The organism is Zymobacter sp. IVIA_12111.31 C1 (assembly GCF_047495495.1).
Classification (GTDB): Bacteria; Pseudomonadota; Gammaproteobacteria; order Pseudomonadales; family Halomonadaceae; genus Zymobacter.
The window spans coordinates 2,151,141-2,171,143 of record NZ_CP179930.1 but is presented as its reverse complement, the minus strand read 5'-3'; the positions used below and the strand labels follow the sequence as shown (position 1 = coordinate 2,171,143).

Below are 20,003 nucleotides of genomic sequence, written 5' to 3'. Positions count from 1 at the left end.
CATATGTGATGACTTTTCACTGATGTGATTTCCTGCTTCACTGTCAATGAGTAACGTGTGCATTATCGCCTGGCGACGGTGTAGGCTGAACCTAGGCTTCTATGCCTCCGCCAAGGGGCATTCTTCCACAGTGTCGTCTGCACTTTGTGCCAGACAGGGCATGTTCCAGATACAGGACGAGAGTTTCCATGAACGAATCGGTCGAGCACTCCATGTCCATCATCTCGCTTGTCTCGCACGCCAGCGGCGTGGTGCAAGCGGTCATGGCTATCCTGCTGCTCTTTTCCATTACCTCGTGGGTCATCATCTTTCGACGCGGCGTCGATCTGGTGCGTGCCCGTCGTGCACTGGATGGCTTCGAGCAGCGCTTCTGGTCGGGTATCGACCTCAATGAACTGTACAAGTCCCAACCGGAGCGTCCGACTGGGGCCGCACACGTGTTCCATGCCGGCTTCCGCGAATTCAACCGTCAGGTTACGCGGCTGAAGGATATCGGCGGCATTATGGGCAGTGTTGAGCGTGGCATGCGTGTAGCGCTTTCCCGTGAAGAGTCACGCAACGGCCAGCATCTTTCTATCCTGGCGATTATCAGCTCTGCCAGCCCATACATCGGTCTGTTCGGTACGGTATGGGGCATTATGGGGTCGTTCCAGTCGCTATCGCTGGCCCAGCAGGCGACGCTGGCGACGGTCGCTCCGTGGATCGCTGAAGCACTGATTGCGACCGCTACCGGGCTGTTTGCCGCCATTCCGGCCGTCATCGCGTACAACCGCCTGTCATCGTCCGTCGATCAGTTGCAGACGCGCTATGAAGATTTCGCAGAAGAGCTGTATGCCATTCTCGAACGCAACCTGCAGGCTCAGCGTCTGCAGCGCGAACGTGACAAGGCCTGAGGAGGCGTCGCATGCAAGGTCCGTTCAGTCGCCGCAGCCGTCGCAAGCTGGCAAGCGACATCAACGTCGTACCGTTCATTGACGTCATGCTGGTGCTGTTGGTTATCTTCATGATCACCGCACCGATGATGAACCAAGGGGTCAACGTCGACCTGCCTAAGGCCAGTGCCACGCCGGTAGACGAGAGCAAGCCGGCGATCGTTGTGTCCGTGGACAGCGATGGACGCTACTACGTTGGGCAGAAAGGGCACGATCAGCTGACCACGCTCGAGCAGTTGGGCGAGCAGGTGCAGGATATCCTGAAAGGGGCGCCGGGTTCGCCGGTTATGGTGCGGGGCGATAGCCACGTGGCCTACGGTGATATCGTGGTGCTGATGGCCACGCTGCAGCGTGCTGGTGTCCCGAATGTCGGATTGCTGTCAGCACCGGGCGGTAAATCCTGATCCTTGCCTGACCGGTGATCATTGCCAGTAGGGATGTGATCAAGACATCGGTGAAAAATAAAAGGGCTGTGCGACTCAACGTCGTGCAGCCCTTCGTCGTTTTAGGGCTATCCCTTAAGCATATGGTGAATGGCGTCGTGTGAAGGCGCAGAGTAAGCATCGCGAGGCGTAAGGGTGTCGAGGATCAGCGATATTATGCGGCATGGCAATAGGCATGTGATGATCAATGGCGCAGGCCGTAACGGCATAGATCGCGTTGCCGCTTTGACGGCAATGTACCGCCCTTCATCATTCAGGAACTCTCTTTGAGGGTTGGATATGAGCCCCGCTTCTAATCGACGGTAAGGCATCTCACCCTCATGGCGTGGATACGGCGAGCCAATAAGGTGTCCGGCTGGTCGCCTTGTACAGCAAGGTGAGTCATGCGTAAACGCGGTGGTAGGCCAACTGCAAAAGCGGGAAGGGAGAGAGAGGCTAGTAGGTCAGATAGAGCCTGCAACGCCTCAGCCTGATACCTTTTCTGCTGGCAGCTCGTCGCAAGGAGCGCGGGTCAGGATGGCAAGCCATGACACGACAACGGCCTAGAGATATCTCTAAGCCGTTTGTTATGAGTAAGACCCTGCATGGAAATGCTGATGTGGGCAATGGTCACTTGCGTTACGCGTGGACGCGATTAGTCCGAGCTACCACCACTGTCGCCACCACCGCTATCACCGCCACCGCAGTCACTGCTGCCACTGTCATAGCTACAGCTGCCACTATCATAGCTATCGCCACCGCTGTAGCTGTGGTGGTGGCTATAACTGCTGTCATCACTGCTCCAGCCGGCGTCTCCACCACTACTACTCCAGCCTGTATCTCCACCGCTACTACTATAGGAAGAGGAATTTCTGGAGGAACGTTGCCTTGTGGCATTACGGCCTGCCGATGCCTTCTGGCGACGGAAAATGAGATAGAGGATGAAAAGAACGATCGCTGTCAGAATGAAGCTAAGCATGTATATCCCTTTATACGTTATAAGTGTTATCTATTCGTTATTTGTAATAAAGCAAGCGAGCGCTGCTGTAGTTGGTGACTCAGCGGGATCGCCTCTGAGTCACCAGGGTCCGGCAGCTTCCCCTGTCCATGCCGCCGGTAAGCCGGAGGTCACGATGAGCGTTTCAACCGGTTCATGCGCATAATGGTCGGGTGGAAACAAACTGCAAATACGACGAAGGGGGTATAGGCCAAAGAATGATATCGTCTTCATTTTGATGTGTGTTTCTATATGGAATTATGGCGATCTTTAAATGTGAGTTTCGCTAACGCCTATTCTGCAGTGAATCACAGAAGAAAAGCAAAGGCTTTAATGCGCTGTATCCCGCATGGTTGTTGACGTTTTGGTAACCGATCATGATTGCCTTCCTCTCAGTATCCCTATATCTATCACACAATACTTCATAATGATACTCGGGTTTGAGCGGTTGACGCTCCACATTATATTCTTATTTTAGTGCTGAAAATTATCGCTTATCCGCATCACTTGAATAGATATATCGTCTAGATAGGATGAATTCTATAATAGCTTAATTATTAGCGGAATAGTTGGGATTATAAGACGGGGTAATCCTTATCGCAACGCTTTGGATATAGTGATTCTCATGGCCTGATCGGTGTGGGTGGCGTCGTCGAATCTGGTTGATGGCGAGACGGTGCCTGTCTCGCGCCATCCTGATGCGGTCGAGCGTTACTCGCCTGTATTTGCAATGCCGGGGGAGTCGAGTGGCGGCGGGAGCCTCCTCCAATAGGGCAGCGTTGACGGGGCAATCTACCATGCTTATCTGGAGGAGCGTCGAGATGCCCAGCGGCAGAGCAGGACGCCCAGCATGGTTGCGGGCTTATCGGTGATAATCAGCAAGAGCGGCATGATAAGGGACAGAAACACGCCAATGGCAGTAGGCAGCCATACCCAGCGAGCCAACAGCATGAGCTTATCAGCGTAAGGCGGCGCCCAACACAGTGCCAGCAGTGTGAGCACTACGCTGATAGGGGCCGTTATGAACAATAGACACCCTGTCGGCACTAGCGCCTGATACGAGAGTGTCATGAGTTTTCCTTGCCAGTATTGCAACGGAGTAACCAATAGCGGTGCGGCTCGGCGATAGGGTTTCATGACTGTTTCCGCGCGTCATAGGGAATTCGAAAGTGATGGCTGTCGCGCATCACGATCAGTGCTGTGGTGCTACCTGCACCATTTATATGTATCGGCATGTCTGGCGCTGTTGTTCGTATGCCTCGGCACTATGTGGGTTGCTGCAATGAAAATGCCGCGAGCACTAATCGCTGCTAGACGATGAGCAATCACTTGATGAACTGTCCGAAGTATCACAGGAAGAGTCCGACGTGCTGTCGCCGCTACTGCTTGAGTAATCGCTGCTGTCATCACTGCCGTAGGTGCAGCTATCAACGTCATCAAAATAGCCGAAATCAGTATGGCCATTGCTCCAGTCGGCAGTCCTAGAGGCTCCATAGTTCGACGTATTCTTGCGGGAGCGAGAACGACGTTTGGGTTTTAGCGGCGGGCGTTTGAGTATCTCAGCATCAGAGAAAAACAGGCATTCTAGCGCTGCGCCAACGAAAACAAGCAAGATGGCCACAAGGGCGCCACAGAACAGGTAGCCGGGAATGCGCATTAGCCCTTCAGCGGCGGGCTTGGGAAGGAGGGCGCTGATAATGCTGAGCAGAATGGTGGTGACGGGGGCAATCACGAATGCCGTCACTACGGCTCGGCGCAGCACCTTGTTGATCCCTTTCATCAGTAGACGTTCGTGCCAGGTCGTGGGCACTGGCTCGATCGTGTTACAGCCCCTCTGTCCGTGCGATCTACGTTTCGGTGCTGATCTCTTTCTGGTGGTGGTGCGTTTTCGCGTTGTGGGTGGCAGCGATGAGGCTGGGGGAGCTTTGTAGATGGCGTAGAAAAGAACGCAGTAGCCTGAAGAAAGAGCACTGAACAAGACCGTCATAAAAATGACATGCCCTGTATGTTCGAAGGGGGAGCTTTTCTCCCAGAAGGCCAGTGGAACACCAATGATATGAGTAATGACGATAAGGAGGATGGCACAAAGCGCGAGTTTGAGTGACGGTGCTGATGGCTGTGCGTCAGTTGGCATATGAAAAGGCTCTAAGAACAAGGTATTGCTACCTTACGCGATGCGGTAATGCATGGAAATGAGCGCAAGCGCCGCTGCCGAAAGCGATTGGGGCGAGGACAATAATCAGGCTGAAGGGATAAAGGTGGGGCTAACGGACGTAAAAGAGTAAACGGGCCTTTAGGCTGAGTGCCTTGAAAGGCCCGTTTCTCACTAGAGTGCGATATCCGTCCACACCGGCGCGTGATCGGACGGCTTTTCCATGCCGCGCAGTACATAGTCGATGCCTGAGGCCTGTACGAACCCTTTCAGGCCTTCGGAGACCATGATCAGATCAATGCGCAGGCCACGCTTCGGCTCACGGTCGAAGCCTTTCGAGCGATAGTCGAACCAGCTGAACAGCTCGCTGCTGTCGGGATGGCAGCAGCGGTAGCTGTCGCTCAGGCCCCATTCCTTCAACTGCCCCAACCATGCGCGTTCTTCTGGCTGGAAGCTCGTCTTGCCTTCACGTAGCCAGCGCTTGCGGTTGGGTTCACCGATACCGATGTCCTGATCTTCGGGCGAAATGTTGAAATCGCCCATGACGGCAACGAGGTGATCCGGCTGATGACAGTTGCGCAGTCGAGCATTCAGCTGGGCATAGAAGCGGCGCTTGTTGGGAAACTTGGTCGGATGCTCGACGTTCTCCCCCTGAGGAAAGTAGCCGTTGTACACCGTCAGTGGGCCGTTGGCGGTGTCGAGCACGACACCAATCATGCGGCGCTGAGCATCGTCTTCGTCGTCATCGAACCCGTAGATGATGTCGCGCGGAGCTTGCCGCGTCATCAGCGCAACACCGTAGTGGCCCTTCTGCCCAAAGTAGTGGACGTGATAGCCGAGTGCCTGCAGGTCGGACAGCGGAAATTCACTGTCCTGTACCTTGGTTTCTTGCAGGCCAATGACATCAGGCGACAGCGAATCGACAAGCGCTTGCAGCTGATGCGGGCGGGCACGCACTCCATTGACGTTGAATGACACCAAGCGCATCAGGTGGCCTCTGGTTGATCCGGGTGCAGCGGCAGTACAGGCGCGTTTTCCTGACGCTCCTGCTTGCGAGCGGCCTGTGCCTTGCGCTGCTTGAGTTTCTTGCGCGTGTAGCGGTCGCTTGATTTAACCTGGTCAGGATTCTCATGGCGCCACTGTTTGTAGTCCTTGCGGCGGCCGGTACGAATCATGACTCGGTCAGCCATGGAACGGGTCTTTTTCCTGCGCGTCATGACAGGCTCCTGCATAAAAGAAGTAATCGCGGTATCAGCCGCTTCCCCAGGGAAACGGTGAGAATGCCGCTAGTCTAACAGACACGGCCGCATGGTTGGCTATCCTGCCGATGAAATCGCTGTCGTGTGAGGGCAAAAGGGTCAACGCGCGCGTTAACCATCCGTAAACCCTAAGGGGCAAGGTTTGCCAGCGTAATCAATGTGATCGACGCTTCTGTTACCGCCAGCCAAGGGCGTCGTTACCTGTCAGGCGAAGTAATTCGCGGTGTTCAGCGTATGCTGGCAAGCACGAAGCCCTCTGTGTCTGATACACTTGTGCGCTGTCGTTACAAGGGGCCGCCTCTGGTAGCCTTTCTTTCGGGTCGATGCGCATAGCGGCTTCTTCACTGTAAGCCGAGATGCTGTATGCCCGTTTTCCATCCATTCAACCGGTCGAGTAGCCATGAGCGAGTCGGAAAAGCAACCACAACCGACCCAGAACCCTCAGCGTAAACCCAAGCGCCGCCGTCGCAAACCGCGTCAGGCTCGTCGTGAGGGGGGCGCTCCGTCTTCTGCGCCACAGCAGGCGCATGTCGCACTGCCTGAGGTGCCTCCCGTACCGGGACAATGGCGCTTCCAGGACTTCGATCTTCCCCAGCCGCTGTTGCGTGCTATTGCCGAGCAGGGGTTCCAGTACTGTACGCCGATCCAGAGCGAATCTCTGGCGTACACGCTGCTGGGACGCGATGTCGTCGGCAAGGCGCAGACGGGAACCGGCAAGACAGCGGCCTTCCTGATCGCCATTCTGGCCTACTTCCTTGAGGAGCCGCGTCCGGAAGGTCAGCAGCCCAGCACGCCGCGTGCGTTGATCATCGCGCCGACGCGCGAGCTGGCGCTTCAGATCGAAAAAGACGCTCAGGCGCTGATTCGCTATACCGATATCACGATCGCCGGTCTGGTCGGCGGTATGGATTATCAGAAGCAGCAGCAGCAGGTGAAACGTCGCGTGGATCTAGTGATTGCGACCCCGGGGCGTTTGCTCGACTTCCAGCAGCGTGGCGATCTGGATCTGCGTCAGGTTGAAGTGCTGGTGCTGGACGAAGCCGACCGCATGCTGTCGATGGGCTTCATCCCGGACGTGAAACGCATCATCCGGGCGACACCGCGTCGTGAAGAACGTCAGACGTTCCTGTTCTCGGCAACGTTCACGCAGGACATCCTCAACCTGTCGAGCCAATGGACGCACGAACCGGCCTATGTCGAGATCGAAGCGAAGACCCAGACGGCCGATAACGTTGAGCAGCATGTCTATCTGGTCAGCGATCAGGACAAGCCGCGCCTGCTGAGCAACATCCTCAAGCAGTCGACGCATGAGCGTGTCATGGTGTTCGCTAATCGTCGCGATCGCGTGCGTAAGCTTGATGAGCATCTGCGTGCCGAAGGATTGAACGTAGCGATGCTGTCCGGCGATGTGGCACAGAAACAGCGCCTGCGGACGCTTGAACAGTTCCGCGAAGGTGAAGTCAACGTGCTGGTCGCGACCGATGTCGCTGGGCGTGGTATTCATATTGATGACGTTAGTCAGGTCATCAACTATACCCTGCCGGAAGACCCCGAAGACTACGTGCACCGTATCGGTCGTACCGGCCGTGCGGGTGCAAAAGGGGTGTCCATCAGCTTTATGGGCGAAGAAGACGCCTATGCGCTGCCGGATATTGAAGCGTTCATCAAGAACAAGCTGCCGTGCGAGCATCCGCCGGAAGGCCTGCTCTAACCCATCGCTGTAGGTCCCACCCTGTCCTGATGATGCTGCCGTTCCGGTGGGCATCATCAGGACATTCCCCCGCCTGAATCCACACGAGGTCATCCCGCCCGATCATGCTCGACGATGCGCTGAAGAACGATATCCAGGCAGCCTATCGCCGTGTGCTGGAGGCACGCTCGCTGTCGCCTCGCCATGGCCAGAAACTGATGATCGCCGAAATTGCACGCACGCTGGGCAATATCGAGATCGACGATCAAGGCGAGCGCCGCAGTGATGAACATGTGTGCGTGCTGGAAGCCGGTACGGGTACTGGCAAGACGTTGGCCTATCTGCTGTCGGCACTGCCGATCGCCAAGGCACGCGGCAAGCGGCTGGTGGTTTCGACGGCCACGGTGGCGCTGCAGGAACAGGTGCTGCACCACGACCTGCCGATGCTGAAGGCGCAGAGCGGCCTGAGCTTTGACTATGCGCTGGCGAAGGGGCGAGGGCGCTATCTGTGTCTGACGCGCCTCGAACAGATCATGGACGGTGCCGAGGAGTCGCCGACGCTGTCGCTGTTTGAACAGAGCGTGTCGCACAAGCAGGAAGAGGTGGGGGAGCTGGCCGCAGAAATGGCTACGGCCTATGGCAGCGGTGAGTGGGCGGGCGACCGCGACAGCTGGCGCGATGCGGTGCAAGACGCACACTGGCGGCAGTTAACCACTGATCATCGTCAGTGCACCAATCGACGCTGTGGCCATTTCTCTGCCTGTGCCTTCTTCAAGGCGCGCCGCAAGGTTGAAGAGGCCGACATTATCGTGGCCAACCACGATTTGGTGCTGGCTGATCTGGCGTTGGGAGGGGGCATGGTGCTGCCTCCGCCGAAGGAGTGCATCTACGTCTTCGATGAGGCGCATCACCTGCCCGACAAGGCGCTGGAGCATTTCCATCAGCGACTGCCGGTGCAGGGCGCAATGCGGTGGTTGAATCAGCTGCGCAAGTCGTTGCCGGATCTGCATACCGCCTTGGCCGTACAGCCAGTGGTGGCACGTCTGCTACAAGCAATGCCCGAACAGCTGATGGCGATTGAGCCTCACCTTCAGACGGCACTACAGATGGGACGCCAGCTACTGCCGGAGCCGTCGAACGATTTCCGCAATGATATGCCGCGTCACCGCTTTGAGCAGGGACGCATTCCTGACGCACTGCGTGAGATGGCGGCGGCGCTGTGCGCGCCGTTCGCTGCGCTGTGCCGTACGCTGGAAAGCATCGCGGATATTCTGCGCGAAGCGCTTGATCCTGATAAGCAGAACGGGTTGCCGCGAGAGCAGGCGGAAGAGTGGCTGCCGCTGGTGGCGCTGCTGCATGGGCGGGCATTGGAAGCGCACGGGCTGTGGATGGCCTTCGCTGCCGTGGATGATGTGACGTCTGCTCCTCCACAGGCGCGCTGGATTCAGCTGGAATCCACCAGCAACGGTGCGGACGGTGAGCTGGTTTATGCGGCATCACCGGTTAGCGCGGCCGAAACGCTGGCGCGTCATCTGTGGGGGCGCTGCTTCGGGGCGGTGCTGACCTCCGCTACGCTGACCGCGTTGGGACGCTTTGAGCGATTGCAGGAGCGTGCCGGATTAGCTAACCGCTATCGCTATCGGCAGCTGCCCAGTCCCTTCGATTACTCGCGTGCAGTGCTATCGGTACCGCCGATTGCCGTTGATCCCGCTCAGCGCGATGCTCACGAGCAAGCCATTATTGAGTGCGTGAAAGGGCTGGGTGAAGACGAGGCGGTGCTGGTGCTGTTTTCCGCGCGCCGTCAGATGCAGGCTGTGGAGGACGCTATCCGCTCCTCTGGCAATGCGGAGCTAGCAGATCGTCTACTGGTGCAGGGGCAGCGTGCTCGCCATGAGCTGCTACTGGAACACCGCAAACGCATCGACAAAGGGAAGGGCAGCATCATCTTCGGTCTGGCGAGCTTTGCCGAAGGGATCGACTTGCCCGGGCAGTATCTGACCCATGTCGTGATCACGCGACTGCCTTTTGCCGTGCCGGATGACCCTGTCGGAGCTACACTGGCAGAGTGGATCGAAACCAAGGGCGGTAATCCCTTCATGCGTATTACCGTACCAGATGCGTCGATTCGCTTGGTGCAGGCCTGCGGCCGCTTGATCCGTAAGGAGCAGGATCATGGGCGCATCACCATTCTTGACCGCCGTGTGCTGACGAAGCGCTACGGTCAGGCGCTCCTAGAGGCGCTCCCTCCTTTCCGTCGAGAACTGGCGCGTTGATATAAGCGAAATGAAGGCGTTTCAGGTGTTGTAAAATTTGAAACGCCTTGTACACATAATTACAACGCACCCCTTCCACTCGCCCCCTGTCTAATGTAATACTAGATGCGCTTTCGGCACATATTGCATCGGGTATTCGTGTATCTGTAGAAAGTTCGCGGACAATCGCGTTCGTTCGGCTGTGATATGCGCCACCCTTCTGGCTGTATTCCGGGGCCTTCCGGAAGCAAAGGAGAAACAGGGATATGTCACCACAGGTTGGGGTGGTCATGGGCAGTGTTTCCGACTGGGAGACCATGCATGCCTGCTGCGACACGCTTGAATCACTGAAGATCTCCTTCGAACATCGCGTAGTATCGGCGCACCGCATGCCCGATCAGATGTTCGCCTACGCTGAAGAAGCCGCTGCACGCGGCATCCAGATCATCATTGCAGGTGCTGGTGGTGCTGCCCATTTGCCGGGCATGCTGGCCGCCAAGACTTCTCTTCCCGTTATCGGTGTTCCCGTTGCCTCTCGCCACCTGAAAGGCATGGATTCACTGTTGTCGATCGTACAGATGCCCGGCGGCGTTCCCGTTGCCACCATGGCGATCGGTAAGGCGGGCGCGACCAATGCCGCCCTGATGGCTGCACGTATGCTGGCCTTGCACGACGACGCATTGGGCGAACGGCTCGAAGCACGTCGGCTGGAAAGCGAGCGTGCTGCGGAGGCCAGCAGCGAGGAGCTGAAATGAGCACTCAGGCAACGTCTCAAGCGGCAGCGCTGATCGTGCCCGGTGCCGTGATCGGCATCATCGGGGGCGGGCAGTTAGGGGCCATGATGGCTACTGCCGCACGCACTATGGGGTACCGCATCGCCGTGCTTGACCCCGATCCCACGGCTCCGACGGCAGCCATTGCTGATCACGTCATTACCGCTCCCTATAACGATCCCGATGCCGCACGCCAGCTGGCGGAATGCAGCGATATCGTGACGTATGAATTCGAACATATCGACTTGGATACGTTGGCGCTCATCGCCGACGTTGGTCGCCTTCCGCAGGGGGCGCATCTGATCCGCATCTCGCAGCACCGTCGCTTGGAAAAAGAAGCCATCACAGCACTTGGGCTGCCGGTTGCGCCTTACGCCAACATCATGTCGGCCGACGATCTAGACATGGCCACGGCATCCATCCGTTTCCCCGCTGTGCTGAAGACATGCATGGGGGGGTACGATGGCAAGGGACAGGTAGTGGTCAAGCACCGTTCCGAGCTGGAAGATGCTTGGCGGCAGCTGGGGGATCATGCACCGCTAGTGTTGGAGCAGTGGATTCCCTTCGAACGCGAGATATCGGTCATCGTGGCGCGCTCTACAACCGGTGAAACGCGCTGCCTGCCGACGGCCGAGAATGAGCACTGCCAGAACATTCTGCACCGTACCCAAGTGCCGGCACGCATTGCCGCGGACGTAGACGCTCGCGCTCAGCAGATCGCGATGACGTTGGCTGAAGGGCTCAAGCTGGTGGGAACACTGGCGGTTGAGCTGTTCGTTGGTCGCGATGGCACACTTTACGTCAACGAGCTGGCACCGCGTCCGCATAACTCCGGGCACTTCTCGATCGATGCTTGTGAAACGTCGCAGTTTGAGCAGCACGTTCGTGCCATCTGCGGTCTGCCGCTGGGCGACACGCGCCTGCTGTCGCCGGTTGTAATGGAAAACATTCTGGGGCAACACATCGCACCGCTGATGGCACGCCTGACGCATCTCGAATCACTCCATCTGCACCTCTATGGTAAAGCGCGGGTGGTAAGTCAACGCAAGATGGGGCATCTGACGGCACTCGGTCCGTCGACTGCTGACTGTATGCGCCGACTGGACCAGTTCTGGGCCGCTTCTGCTGCTGAAGCAGAGTGAACCAGAGGGCCAGCGGTACTCTTCCTGAACCGCACATTGCGACGGGGAATATGATGACTAGGCAGGAAATGCTGTACGAAGGTAAAGCGAAGCGACTCTACCGCACCGAAGACGAACAGGTAATGTGGGTCGAATACAAGAACGACGCTACGGCGTTCAACGGTAAGAAGAAGGCTTCGCTTGACGGCAAGGCCGAGCTCAATAATGAGATTACCTCGCTCATCTTCACGGTGCTGGAAGAACGAGGCATTCCTTCCCACTTCATCAAACGCCTTTCGGCTACGGAACAGCTGGTGAAAGCGGTCACGATCGTACCGCTAGAAGTGGTCATGCGTAATGTGGTGGCGGGCAGCTTGGCCCGACGCCTCGGCCTTGAAGAAGGCACACCGCTCAAGGAACCGATCATCGAGTTCTATTACAAGAACGATGCACTAGATGATCCGCTTGTCACGGAAGACCATATTGCACTGCTTGACGTGGCAACACGTGAAGAGTGTCAGCAGCTGCGCACCATGGCACTGCACATCAACGAAGTCCTGAAGGCGCTGTTCGCTGAACTGGGCGTCGATCTTATCGACGGCAAGGTCGAATTCGGCCGTGACGCCGATGGTTCTCTGCTACTGGCGGACGAGATCTCTCCTGATACCTGTCGCCTGTGGGATCACGCCACGGGCGAACGTCTGGACAAGGATCTTTTCCGTCGCGATCTCGGCAATCTTCAAGCCGGTTATCAGAACATTCTTTCTCGTCTGCGAGGTGCTCATGCTTAAGGCCAAGGTCTACGTCACTCTGAAGAACGGTGTTCTCGATCCTCAAGGGGCTGCCGTTTGCAGTGCGCTGCATGCACTGTCTCACAATGACGTAACGGAAGTGCGCATCGGTCGCTATATCGAGCTGCTCCTCGACGATGCCTCTCTTTCCGAGGAAGACGCTACCGCCCGAGTCAAGGCGATGTGTGACGCTCTGCTGGCCAATACGGTCATCGAAGAATACCGCATCGAACTCGAAGAGGTGGAGGTGCCATGCGCTGCGCAGTGATCGTCTTCCCCGGGTCGAACTGCGATCGCGACATGTACTACGCCCTGCGTGACGGGCTAGACGTCGAGGTCGAGATGGTCCCGTATTCTGCAACGTCTCTCGACGGATTCGATGCGATCTTCCTGCCGGGGGGGTTCTCCTACGGCGACTATCTGCGTGCGGGGGCTATCGCACGCTTTGCTCCGGTCATGCAGGCCGTGAAGAAAGCCGCTGACGAAGGCCGTTGGGTCGTTGGGGTCTGCAACGGTTTCCAAGTGCTGCTGGAAGCGGGCCTGCTACCGGGTGCCATGAAGCGCAACGCCGGGCTGAACTTCGTCTGCCGCGATGTGGCGCTAACCGTCGCCAACGCCAGTACGGCCTTCAGCAGTGACTATACCGAAGGCCAGCAGATCATCCTGCCTGTTGCCCACGGTGAAGGTAACTATGAATGTGATGAGGGCACGCTGGAAGCGCTTGAAGCCAACGGCCAGGTCGTTTTCCGCTATGCCGAGCCCGTCAACGGTTCGCGTCACGATATCGCCGGTATCATCAACGAACGTGGCAACGTGCTGGGCATGATGCCTCACCCTGAGCGCGCAGTAGAAGCGCTGCTGGGCAGTGTCGATGGACTGGCCCTGTTCACCTCATTGAAACGTCATATCACCTCATCGCAACGCCAGGGGAGCTGAAGGCATGTCGCAACCTGATCCGCAAAACGTGGTGCTCAAGGAAACCAAGGCCTGGCGCGAACTGGGGCTGTCCGATGAGCTCTATGCACGTGCCGAAGGCATGGTCGGCCGCCCGCTATCAGTGACCGAGATCGGGCTGTTTGCCGTGATGTGGTCCGAGCACTGCTGCTATACCCATTCCCGTCCGCTGCTGAAAGAGTTCCCGACAACGGGTGAACATGTACTGCAAGGGCCGGGTGAAGGGGCCGGGATCGTCGATATCGGTGACGGTCAGGCGGTCGCCTTCAAGATCGAAAGTCACAACCACCCGTCCGCACTGGAGCCCTACGAAGGGGCGGCCACCGGTGTCGGCGGTATTCTGCGCGATGTTTTTTCCATGGGCGCCCGTCCGATTGCGATGTTGAACTCGTTGCGCTTCGGTGAACTGAGCGATGCGCGTACGCGCTATCTGTTCGAACACGTTGTGGCCGGGATTGCAGGCTACGGTAACTGCATCGGTGTTCCGACGGTGGGCGGCGAGATCCAGTTCGCGCCGTGCTACACCCGCAACCCGCTGGTCAACGCCATGTGCGTGGGCCTGATCAACCATGAAGACATCCAGAAAGGCCAGGCGAAAGGCGTTGGCAACACCGTGATGTACGTCGGGGCCAAGACCGGTCGTGATGGTATTCACGGTGCAACCATGGCCTCCGAGGTATTCAGCAGCGAAGCTGAAGACGTTAAGCGCCCTGCGGTACAGGTCGGCGACCCGTTTATGGGTAAACTGCTGATGGAAGCCTGTCTGGAAGTCGTCAAGTGCGATGCGCTGGTCGGTATCCAAGACATGGGGGCTGCAGGCCTGACCTCGTCAGCGGTTGAAATGGCCAGCAAGGCGGGTTCCGGTCTGCTGCTCGACCTCGACAAGGTTCCGCAGCGCGAACCGAACATGACGGCCTACGAGCTGATGCTGTCAGAGTCTCAGGAACGCATGCTGCTGGTGGTCGAGAAGGGGCGTGAAGATGAAATCCGTCAGGTCTTCGCACCGTGGGGACTGGACGCGGTCGATGTCGGTGTTGTGACTGACAACCAGCGTTTCCGTCTGATGCAGCACGGCGAATGTGTCGCCGATCTGCCGGTTGCCTCACTGACCGATGAAGCACCGGTAGCGCACCCGCCGAGCCGTGAACCGGCCCGTTTTTCTGAATGGCAGCAGATGACACCGTGGCAGCCGACCATCACCGATGCACAGGATACGCTGCTGAAGCTGCTGGCGCGTCCGTCGATTGCCAGCAAAGCGTGGGTCTACGAGCAGTTCGATCATATGGTGCAGACCAATACGATCGTGCGCCCCGGCTCTGACGCTGCTGTCGTTCGTGTCCGCGGTACCCGCAAAGCATTGGCGATGACCACCGACTGTAACGCGCGCTATATCGAGCTGGATCCGGAAGTTGGTGGCCGTATCGCGATTGCCGAAGCCGCACGCAACCTAGTGTGCAGCGGCGCCCGCCCGCTGGGTGTGACCGATGGCCTGAACTACGGCAGCCCTGAAAAACCGGAAATCTTCTGGCAGCTCAAGCAGTCGGTCAAGGGACTGAGCGACGCCTGCCGTGCACTGAACGTGCCGGTCATCGGCGGTAACGTTTCGCTGTACAACGAGCACGATGACGTTGCGATCCATCCGACGCCGGTGATTGGCATGGTCGGTCTGATCGACGATGTTGACCACATCACTACCCAGTTCTTCCGTGAAGCGGGAGATCGTGTCTACCTGCTGGGCGACACGCTGCCGGAATTCGGCGGCAGTGAGTTGCAGTACATGCAGGCGGGTGATATCTCCGGTCGTGCTCCGGCACTGGATCTGGACGTTGAAGCTCGTCGCCAGCAGCAGCTGCTCGACGCTATCCACGCGGGCCTGATCAGTGCCGCGCACGATATCTCCGAAGGTGGTCTGGCTGTGGCACTGGCTGAAATGACCATGGAGAAATCGCTGGGTGCGGATGTCCGCGTCAGCGGTGATGCAGCGTCACTGTTCGCCGAAAGCCAGTCGCGCTTCATCGTGACCGTGCCGCAGGCACAGCAAGCGGCCTTCGAACAGGCCGTGCCAGATGCGCATTTGCTGGGTCAGGTCGTGACCAAGAACGCGCTGACCATTGCGGATGATGAAGGCCGCACACTGATTGATCTGCCACTCGCAACACTCTCCACGACATGGAAAGGGGCGCTGGAATGCTTGCTGAAATCCGAGGCCTGAACGAGGAGTGCGGTGTCTTTGCAGTAGCAGGACACGCCGGCGCTTCCGAAATCTGCTACTACGGTCTGCACAGCCTGCAGCACCGCGGTCAGGAAGGGGCCGGTATCGTCATCTCCGACGGAAAGCGTCTCCAGTACCACAAAGGGTTGGGGCTGGTACACGATGTCTTCACGCGTGAACAGCTCGAATCCCTGAAAGGTACGCTGGGCGTAGCGCATGTGCGCTACGCTACCGCGGGTGGCGGCGGTCTGCAGAACGTGCAGCCGCTGGTGTTCCAGTCGCATCACGGCGGTCTGGCCATTGCCCATAACGGTAACCTAGTCAACGCCGAGCGCCTCAAGGAACAGCTGGAAGATGAAGGGGCGATCTTCCAGTCCACCTCTGATACCGAAGTGTTGGCGCACCTGATTCGTCGCAGCCGCAGCCGCACGCTGGCCGAGAAAATGGCCAATGCACTGCCGCTGCTGAAGGGCGCCTACTCCTTCGCCGTCATGGACGAGCATCAGCTGGTTGTGGCACGTGACCCGCACGGTTTGCGCCCACTGTCGCTGGGCCGTCTCGGCGACGCGTGGGTCGTGGCTTCTGAAACCTGTGCACTCGATACCGTCGGTGCCGTGTTCGAACGCGATATCGAACCGGGCGAACTGCTGGTCATCGACGAATCGGGCTGCCACAGTCAGCGCTTTATCAGCAAGGCCATGCGGGCGATCTGCAGCATGGAGTATGTCTACTTTGCTCGCCCGGACAGCGACCTTGAAGAAATCAATGTCCATGCGGCACGCAAACGCCTCGGTAAGCGTCTCGCGGAAGAGTTTCCCATTGAAGCTGACGTAGCGATCGGGGTTCCGGACTCCAGCATTTCGGCCGCCATCGGCTATGCCGAACAGTCCGGCATTCCTTATGAAGTAGGGTTGATCAAGAACCGCTACATCGCACGTACCTTCATTCAGCCGTCCCAAGCGTTGCGCGAACGCGGCGTCAAGATGAAGCTGTCTGCCGTACGTGGTGTGGTGGCTGGCCAGCGCGTTGTCATGATCGACGACTCCATCGTGCGTGGTACGACCTGTCGCCATATTGTGCAGCTGCTGCGCGATGCTGGGGCCAAGGAAGTGCACGTCCGTATCAGCGCGCCGCCGATTAAGCACCCTTGCTTCTACGGTATCGACACCTCGACATCGGGTGAGCTGATCGCTTCGTCGCTGTCCGTTGCGGAAATCTGTGACGTGATCGGTGCCGATTCACTTGAATTCCTATCGCTCGAAGGGCTGCAGGCCGGTATCGGTCGCGACGCTTCGATGCCGCAGTGCGGCCAGTGTCTGGCCTGCTACAGCGGCCATTATCCCACCGCCATTTATCCCAGCACGGTACTGCCCTATGAAAAGCAGTGATACGACGCATTCCTCCACTGACGTTGCCGCTGAAGGCACCGCTTACCAGCGTGCCGGCGTCAATATCGAAGCAGGCTATGAAGCCGTGACGCGCATGAAGCCCCACGTGGCCCGCACCCGTCGCCTCGGTGCGATGGGCGGTCTTGGTGGCTTCGGTGGCACCTTCGATCTGTCCGAACTCAACATGAAGGCACCCGTGCTGGTGTCCGGAACGGACGGTGTTGGCACCAAGCTGATGCTGGCCATGGCGATGAAGCGCTATGACACCATCGGTCAGGACGTCGTCGCCATGTGCGTTAACGACGTGATCGTGCAGGGGGCGGAACCGCTCTACTTCCTCGACTATATCGCCTGTGGTAAGGCATTTCCCGAACGTATCGAACAGGTCGTCAAGGGCGTTGCCGATGGCTGTGTGTTGGCAGGCTGCGCACTGATCGGTGGCGAAACCGCTGAAATGCCCGGGCTGTATGACGAGCAGGAATTTGATCTGGCGGGCTTTGCCGTCGGTGCGGTTGAAAAGGACGCGCTGCTGACGGGCGAAGAAATCGCCGCTGGCGACGTACTGATCGGCCTGCCTTCCAGCGGCGTGCACAGCAACGGTTTCTCGCTAGTGCGTCACGTACTGCTGAAGAAAGGGCAGGAAGACGAATGTCTGGCCGAACATGTGCCCGCGCTGGGGGCGACGCTGGGCGAAGCGCTGCTGACGCCGACCCGCATCTACGTGAAAGCACTGATGCCAAGTCTGGCAAAAGGGCTGTTGACCGGTGCGGCTCACGTGACGGGCGGCGGCTTCTACGAAAACCTGCCGCGCATGTTGCCGAAAGGCCTGAGCGTCAGTGTGACCCGTGGTCAGTGGCCGGAACCCGCGATCTTTGATGTCATTCGTGAACGTGGCCAGATTCCAGAACGCGAGATGTTCAACACGTTCAATATGGGTATTGGCATGGTGCTCGCCGTTCGCAAAAGCAACCAGCAGGCCGTGCTGGATCAGCTGGCATCGCAAAGCGAAGCGGCTTATGTGATCGGTGAAGTAGTGGCAGGCGAAGGCGAGTGCCACATCAAGGGGATCGACGCATGAGCGAGTCCCACGCTTCGCAGCCGCCGCGCCTGAAACTGGCGCTGCTGGCTTCTGGCCAGGGCACTAATGCGGAAGGCATCATGCGGGCCGTTGAGGCCGGGCGGCTCAATGCTGAGGTTGTGCTGTTGTTCAGCGATCACCGTGATGCACCGGCGCTGGCGCGTGCCGAATCCATGGGCGTTGCCACGCAAGCGTTCGCGCCTCGCGAGTTCGACGGTAAGGCGGCTTATGAAGCCGCACTGCTGGAAGTCTTGCGCGATGCACAGGCGGACGTGGTCGTTTTGGCCGGCTATATGCGCTTAGTTGGGCCGACGTTGCTGGAGGCATATCCTGCCCGCATCATCAATACTCATCCATCGCTGCTGCCCAAGTACCCAGGCCTCGACGCCGTCGGGCAGGCGCTGGCTGATGGCGCTTCCGTTACAGGCATCACCGTGCACTATGTGGATGCGGGAATGGATACGGGGCCGATCATTGCCCAGCGGCACGTGCCCGTGCTGCCGGATGATGATCACGACAGCCTGCTAGCGCGGTTGAAGCGGATCGAGAACCGCTTCTACCCCGACACGCTAGCATCACTGTTCGATCAGTGGTCGTTTATGAACTAAGCATTATCTTTCGCGGAGCGCCAGAAATGGCGCTTTGCTCGTCATGGTGCGCTTGCCGTACCTGACCGATTTGAGACACAGGGAATCCAAACAGATGAAGATCATGGTGATCGGCAGTGGCGGTCGTGAACATACCATTGCGTGGAAAGCAGCCCAGAGCCCTCGCGTCTCCGAAGTGATAGCCGTGCCCGGCAGCGCAGGTATGTCCAACGTTGCTCGCTGTGAAGCTCTCGATGTCAGTGATCATGATGCGCTGGTGGCACTGGTCAAGCGCGAACATGTTGGTCTGACCATCGTTGGCCCGGAAGTGCCACTGCTGCAAGGCCTCGTCGACCGTTTCCAGCGTGAAGGTCTCAAGGTTTTCGGACCGACACAGGCCGCTGCACAGCTGGAAGGCTCCAAAGATCATGCCAAGCGCCTGATGGCACGTTACAACATTCCCACTGGCGCCTATCAGACCTTTGATGATCTTGACGCCGCTCGTGCCTATGTCAAAAAGCAGGGCGCGCCCATCGTTATCAAGGCTGATGGCTTGGCGGCAGGCAAGGGCGTTGTGGTGGCCTTCGAAGAGAGCGAAGCGCTGGCGGCACTGGATGCGATCATGGGGGATCGCGTTTTCGGTGATGCGGGCAATCGCGTGGTGATCGAAGAGTACCTTGATGGCGAAGAGCTTTCGCTGATGGCACTGGTCAACGGCCGCACGGTCGTGCCGCTTGTCACTGCACAGGACCACAAGCGTGTTGGTGAGCGCGATACAGGACCGAATACCGGCGGCATGGGTGCCTACTCTCCCGTTCCGCAGTTCTCGGATGCCGATGTCGACGTTGCTGTCCGCACGATTCTCGAACCGATGGCCGATGCCATGTGCGAAGAGGGCACACCGTTCACTGGCGTACTGTATGCAGGACTGATGATGACGGCAACGGGACCGCGCGTCATCGAATTCAACGTGCGCTTCGGTGATCCTGAAACCCAAGTCGTGTTGCCGCGCATGGAAAGCGATCTGGTTGACGTGATTGAACAGCTGCTGGACGGTAAAAAACCGGATATTGAATGGTCTGCTCAGCCGGTAGTGGGCGTGGTGATGGCGAGCACGGGCTACCCGGGCAAACCTCAAACGGGTGCAACGATCAAAGGCATCAGCAAGGCTGCCGATCAGGCACTGGTTTTCCATGCGGGCACGGACTTCCAGCAGGACCATTGGGTCACCGCGGGGGGGCGTGTTCTGCTCGTCGCAGGTAAGGGCGATACGCTGCAGGATGCCTGCGATCATGCCTATCACGCACTGGACCTGATCGAAAGCGATGGCCTGTTCTATCGTAAAGATATCGGACACCGAGCACTGAAGCAGCTCACAAGGTAAGCAGGTATATA

Annotated in this window: 19 protein-coding genes; 14 read left to right on the top strand and 5 right to left on the bottom strand. The window is 58.3% G+C overall.

Annotated features, from left to right (window positions below; genetic code table 11):
- Positions 1 to 188 precede the first annotated feature (188 nt).
- Both tolQ and tolR read left to right on the top strand, forming a co-directional pair.
- Positions 189 to 893 (top strand): protein TolQ, encoded by a 705-nt coding sequence (gene tolQ, locus ACMHYW_RS09800; protein WP_414499767.1) that lies wholly within the window; start codon positions 189 to 191, stop codon positions 891 to 893.
- 11 nt (positions 894 to 904) lie between these two features.
- Positions 905 to 1,336, top strand: coding sequence for a protein TolR (gene tolR, locus ACMHYW_RS09795; RefSeq protein WP_414499766.1), 432 nt, complete (start codon positions 905 to 907; stop codon positions 1,334 to 1,336).
- Positions 1,337 to 2,009: 673 nt separating this feature from the next.
- On the opposite strand, the gene ACMHYW_RS09790 is transcribed toward tolR, so the two are convergent.
- From ACMHYW_RS09790 to ACMHYW_RS09770, 5 genes are all read right to left on the bottom strand, one after another.
- Positions 2,010 to 2,333 (bottom strand): hypothetical protein, encoded by a 324-nt coding sequence (locus tag ACMHYW_RS09790; RefSeq protein ID WP_414499765.1) that lies wholly within the window; start codon positions 2,331 to 2,333, stop codon positions 2,010 to 2,012.
- Between the two features lie 819 nt (positions 2,334 to 3,152).
- The gene (locus tag ACMHYW_RS09785; RefSeq protein ID WP_414499764.1) at positions 3,153 to 3,422 is read right to left on the bottom strand and encodes a hypothetical protein; all 270 of its coding nucleotides are present in this window, start codon (positions 3,420 to 3,422) and stop codon (positions 3,153 to 3,155) included.
- 229 nt (positions 3,423 to 3,651) lie between these two features.
- A complete protein-coding gene (locus ACMHYW_RS09780) occupies positions 3,652 to 4,161 on the bottom strand; it encodes a hypothetical protein (RefSeq protein WP_414499763.1) in 510 nt (169 codons plus the stop codon).
- A gap of 516 nt (positions 4,162 to 4,677) precedes the next feature.
- A complete protein-coding gene (xthA, locus tag ACMHYW_RS09775; RefSeq protein ID WP_414499762.1) occupies positions 4,678 to 5,490 on the bottom strand; it encodes an exodeoxyribonuclease III in 813 nt (270 codons plus the stop codon).
- A complete protein-coding gene (locus tag ACMHYW_RS09770) occupies positions 5,490 to 5,720 on the bottom strand; it encodes a hypothetical protein (protein ID WP_027704665.1) in 231 nt (76 codons plus the stop codon). The genes xthA and ACMHYW_RS09770 overlap by 1 nt, the downstream gene beginning before the upstream one ends.
- 442 nt (positions 5,721 to 6,162) lie before the next feature.
- Between ACMHYW_RS09770 and rhlB the strand changes: the two genes are divergently transcribed.
- From rhlB to purD, 12 genes are all read left to right on the top strand, one after another.
- Positions 6,163 to 7,473: an ATP-dependent RNA helicase RhlB gene (gene rhlB, locus ACMHYW_RS09765; RefSeq protein ID WP_414499761.1), complete on the top strand. Its 1,311-nt coding sequence runs from the start codon at positions 6,163 to 6,165 to the stop codon at positions 7,471 to 7,473.
- 104 nt (positions 7,474 to 7,577) lie between these two features.
- Positions 7,578 to 9,725: an ATP-dependent DNA helicase DinG gene (gene dinG, locus ACMHYW_RS09760; RefSeq protein ID WP_414499760.1), complete on the top strand. Its 2,148-nt coding sequence runs from the start codon at positions 7,578 to 7,580 to the stop codon at positions 9,723 to 9,725.
- A gap of 245 nt (positions 9,726 to 9,970) precedes the next feature.
- Positions 9,971 to 10,459 (top strand): 5-(carboxyamino)imidazole ribonucleotide mutase, encoded by a 489-nt coding sequence (gene purE, locus ACMHYW_RS09755; protein ID WP_027704662.1) that lies wholly within the window; start codon positions 9,971 to 9,973, stop codon positions 10,457 to 10,459.
- Entirely contained in the window at positions 10,456 to 11,619 is a 1,164-nt protein-coding gene (purK, locus tag ACMHYW_RS09750; RefSeq protein WP_414499759.1) for a 5-(carboxyamino)imidazole ribonucleotide synthase, read from the top strand. Before purE ends, purK begins: the two co-directional genes overlap by 4 nt.
- A gap of 53 nt (positions 11,620 to 11,672) precedes the next feature.
- Positions 11,673 to 12,389 (top strand): phosphoribosylaminoimidazolesuccinocarboxamide synthase, encoded by a 717-nt coding sequence (purC, locus tag ACMHYW_RS09745; RefSeq protein ID WP_414499758.1) that lies wholly within the window; start codon positions 11,673 to 11,675, stop codon positions 12,387 to 12,389.
- Positions 12,382 to 12,657, top strand: coding sequence for a phosphoribosylformylglycinamidine synthase subunit PurS (purS, locus tag ACMHYW_RS09740; protein WP_027704659.1), 276 nt, complete (start codon positions 12,382 to 12,384; stop codon positions 12,655 to 12,657). Before purC ends, purS begins: the two co-directional genes overlap by 8 nt.
- Complete coding sequence (gene purQ, locus ACMHYW_RS09735) at positions 12,642 to 13,325, top strand: phosphoribosylformylglycinamidine synthase subunit PurQ (RefSeq protein WP_027704658.1); 684 nt, start codon at positions 12,642 to 12,644, stop codon at positions 13,323 to 13,325. Before purS ends, purQ begins: the two co-directional genes overlap by 16 nt.
- 4 nt (positions 13,326 to 13,329) lie before the next feature.
- Entirely contained in the window at positions 13,330 to 15,555 is a 2,226-nt protein-coding gene (purL, locus tag ACMHYW_RS09730) for a phosphoribosylformylglycinamidine synthase subunit PurL (protein ID WP_414499757.1), read from the top strand.
- Complete coding sequence (purF, locus tag ACMHYW_RS09725; RefSeq protein WP_027704656.1) at positions 15,531 to 16,943, top strand: amidophosphoribosyltransferase; 1,413 nt, start codon at positions 15,531 to 15,533, stop codon at positions 16,941 to 16,943. The genes purL and purF overlap by 25 nt, the downstream gene beginning before the upstream one ends.
- Positions 16,930 to 18,021: a phosphoribosylformylglycinamidine cyclo-ligase gene (purM, locus tag ACMHYW_RS09720; RefSeq protein ID WP_414499756.1), complete on the top strand. Its 1,092-nt coding sequence runs from the start codon at positions 16,930 to 16,932 to the stop codon at positions 18,019 to 18,021. Before purF ends, purM begins: the two co-directional genes overlap by 14 nt.
- Positions 18,018 to 18,629, top strand: coding sequence for a phosphoribosylglycinamide formyltransferase (gene purN / locus ACMHYW_RS09715; protein WP_414499755.1), 612 nt, complete (start codon positions 18,018 to 18,020; stop codon positions 18,627 to 18,629). The genes purM and purN overlap by 4 nt, the downstream gene beginning before the upstream one ends.
- 94 nt (positions 18,630 to 18,723) lie before the next feature.
- Complete coding sequence (gene purD, locus ACMHYW_RS09710) at positions 18,724 to 19,992, top strand: phosphoribosylamine--glycine ligase (protein ID WP_414499754.1); 1,269 nt, start codon at positions 18,724 to 18,726, stop codon at positions 19,990 to 19,992.
- The last annotated feature ends 11 nt before the right edge of the window (positions 19,993 to 20,003 follow it).

Bases quoted from the DNA above. Each gene is read 5' to 3' on its own strand.
- xthA (WP_414499762.1), bottom strand. From the start codon at position 5,490: ATGCGCTTGGTGTCATTCAACGTCAATGGAGTGCGTGCCCGCCCGCAT.
- purC (WP_414499758.1), top strand. From the start codon at position 11,673: ATGACTAGGCAGGAAATGCTGTACGAAGGTAAAGCGAAGCGACTCTAC.
- purL (WP_414499757.1), top strand. From the start codon at position 13,330: ATGTCGCAACCTGATCCGCAAAACGTGGTGCTCAAGGAAACCAAGGCC.
- ACMHYW_RS09785 (WP_414499764.1), bottom strand. From the start codon at position 3,422: ATGACACTCTCGTATCAGGCGCTAGTGCCGACAGGGTGTCTATTGTTC.
- tolQ (WP_414499767.1), top strand. From the start codon at position 189: ATGAACGAATCGGTCGAGCACTCCATGTCCATCATCTCGCTTGTCTCG.
- purK (WP_414499759.1), top strand. From the start codon at position 10,456: ATGAGCACTCAGGCAACGTCTCAAGCGGCAGCGCTGATCGTGCCCGGT.
- rhlB (WP_414499761.1), top strand. From the start codon at position 6,163: ATGAGCGAGTCGGAAAAGCAACCACAACCGACCCAGAACCCTCAGCGT.
- dinG (WP_414499760.1), top strand. From the start codon at position 7,578: ATGCTCGACGATGCGCTGAAGAACGATATCCAGGCAGCCTATCGCCGT.
- purM (WP_414499756.1), top strand. From the start codon at position 16,930: ATGAAAAGCAGTGATACGACGCATTCCTCCACTGACGTTGCCGCTGAA.
- tolR (WP_414499766.1), top strand. From the start codon at position 905: ATGCAAGGTCCGTTCAGTCGCCGCAGCCGTCGCAAGCTGGCAAGCGAC.
- ACMHYW_RS09770 (WP_027704665.1), bottom strand. From the start codon at position 5,720: ATGACGCGCAGGAAAAAGACCCGTTCCATGGCTGACCGAGTCATGATT.
- ACMHYW_RS09790 (WP_414499765.1), bottom strand. From the start codon at position 2,333: ATGCTTAGCTTCATTCTGACAGCGATCGTTCTTTTCATCCTCTATCTC.
- purS (WP_027704659.1), top strand. From the start codon at position 12,382: ATGCTTAAGGCCAAGGTCTACGTCACTCTGAAGAACGGTGTTCTCGAT.
- purN (WP_414499755.1), top strand. From the start codon at position 18,018: ATGAGCGAGTCCCACGCTTCGCAGCCGCCGCGCCTGAAACTGGCGCTG.
- purF (WP_027704656.1), top strand. From the start codon at position 15,531: ATGCTTGCTGAAATCCGAGGCCTGAACGAGGAGTGCGGTGTCTTTGCA.
- purE (WP_027704662.1), top strand. From the start codon at position 9,971: ATGTCACCACAGGTTGGGGTGGTCATGGGCAGTGTTTCCGACTGGGAG.
- purD (WP_414499754.1), top strand. From the start codon at position 18,724: ATGAAGATCATGGTGATCGGCAGTGGCGGTCGTGAACATACCATTGCG.
- purQ (WP_027704658.1), top strand. From the start codon at position 12,642: ATGCGCTGCGCAGTGATCGTCTTCCCCGGGTCGAACTGCGATCGCGAC.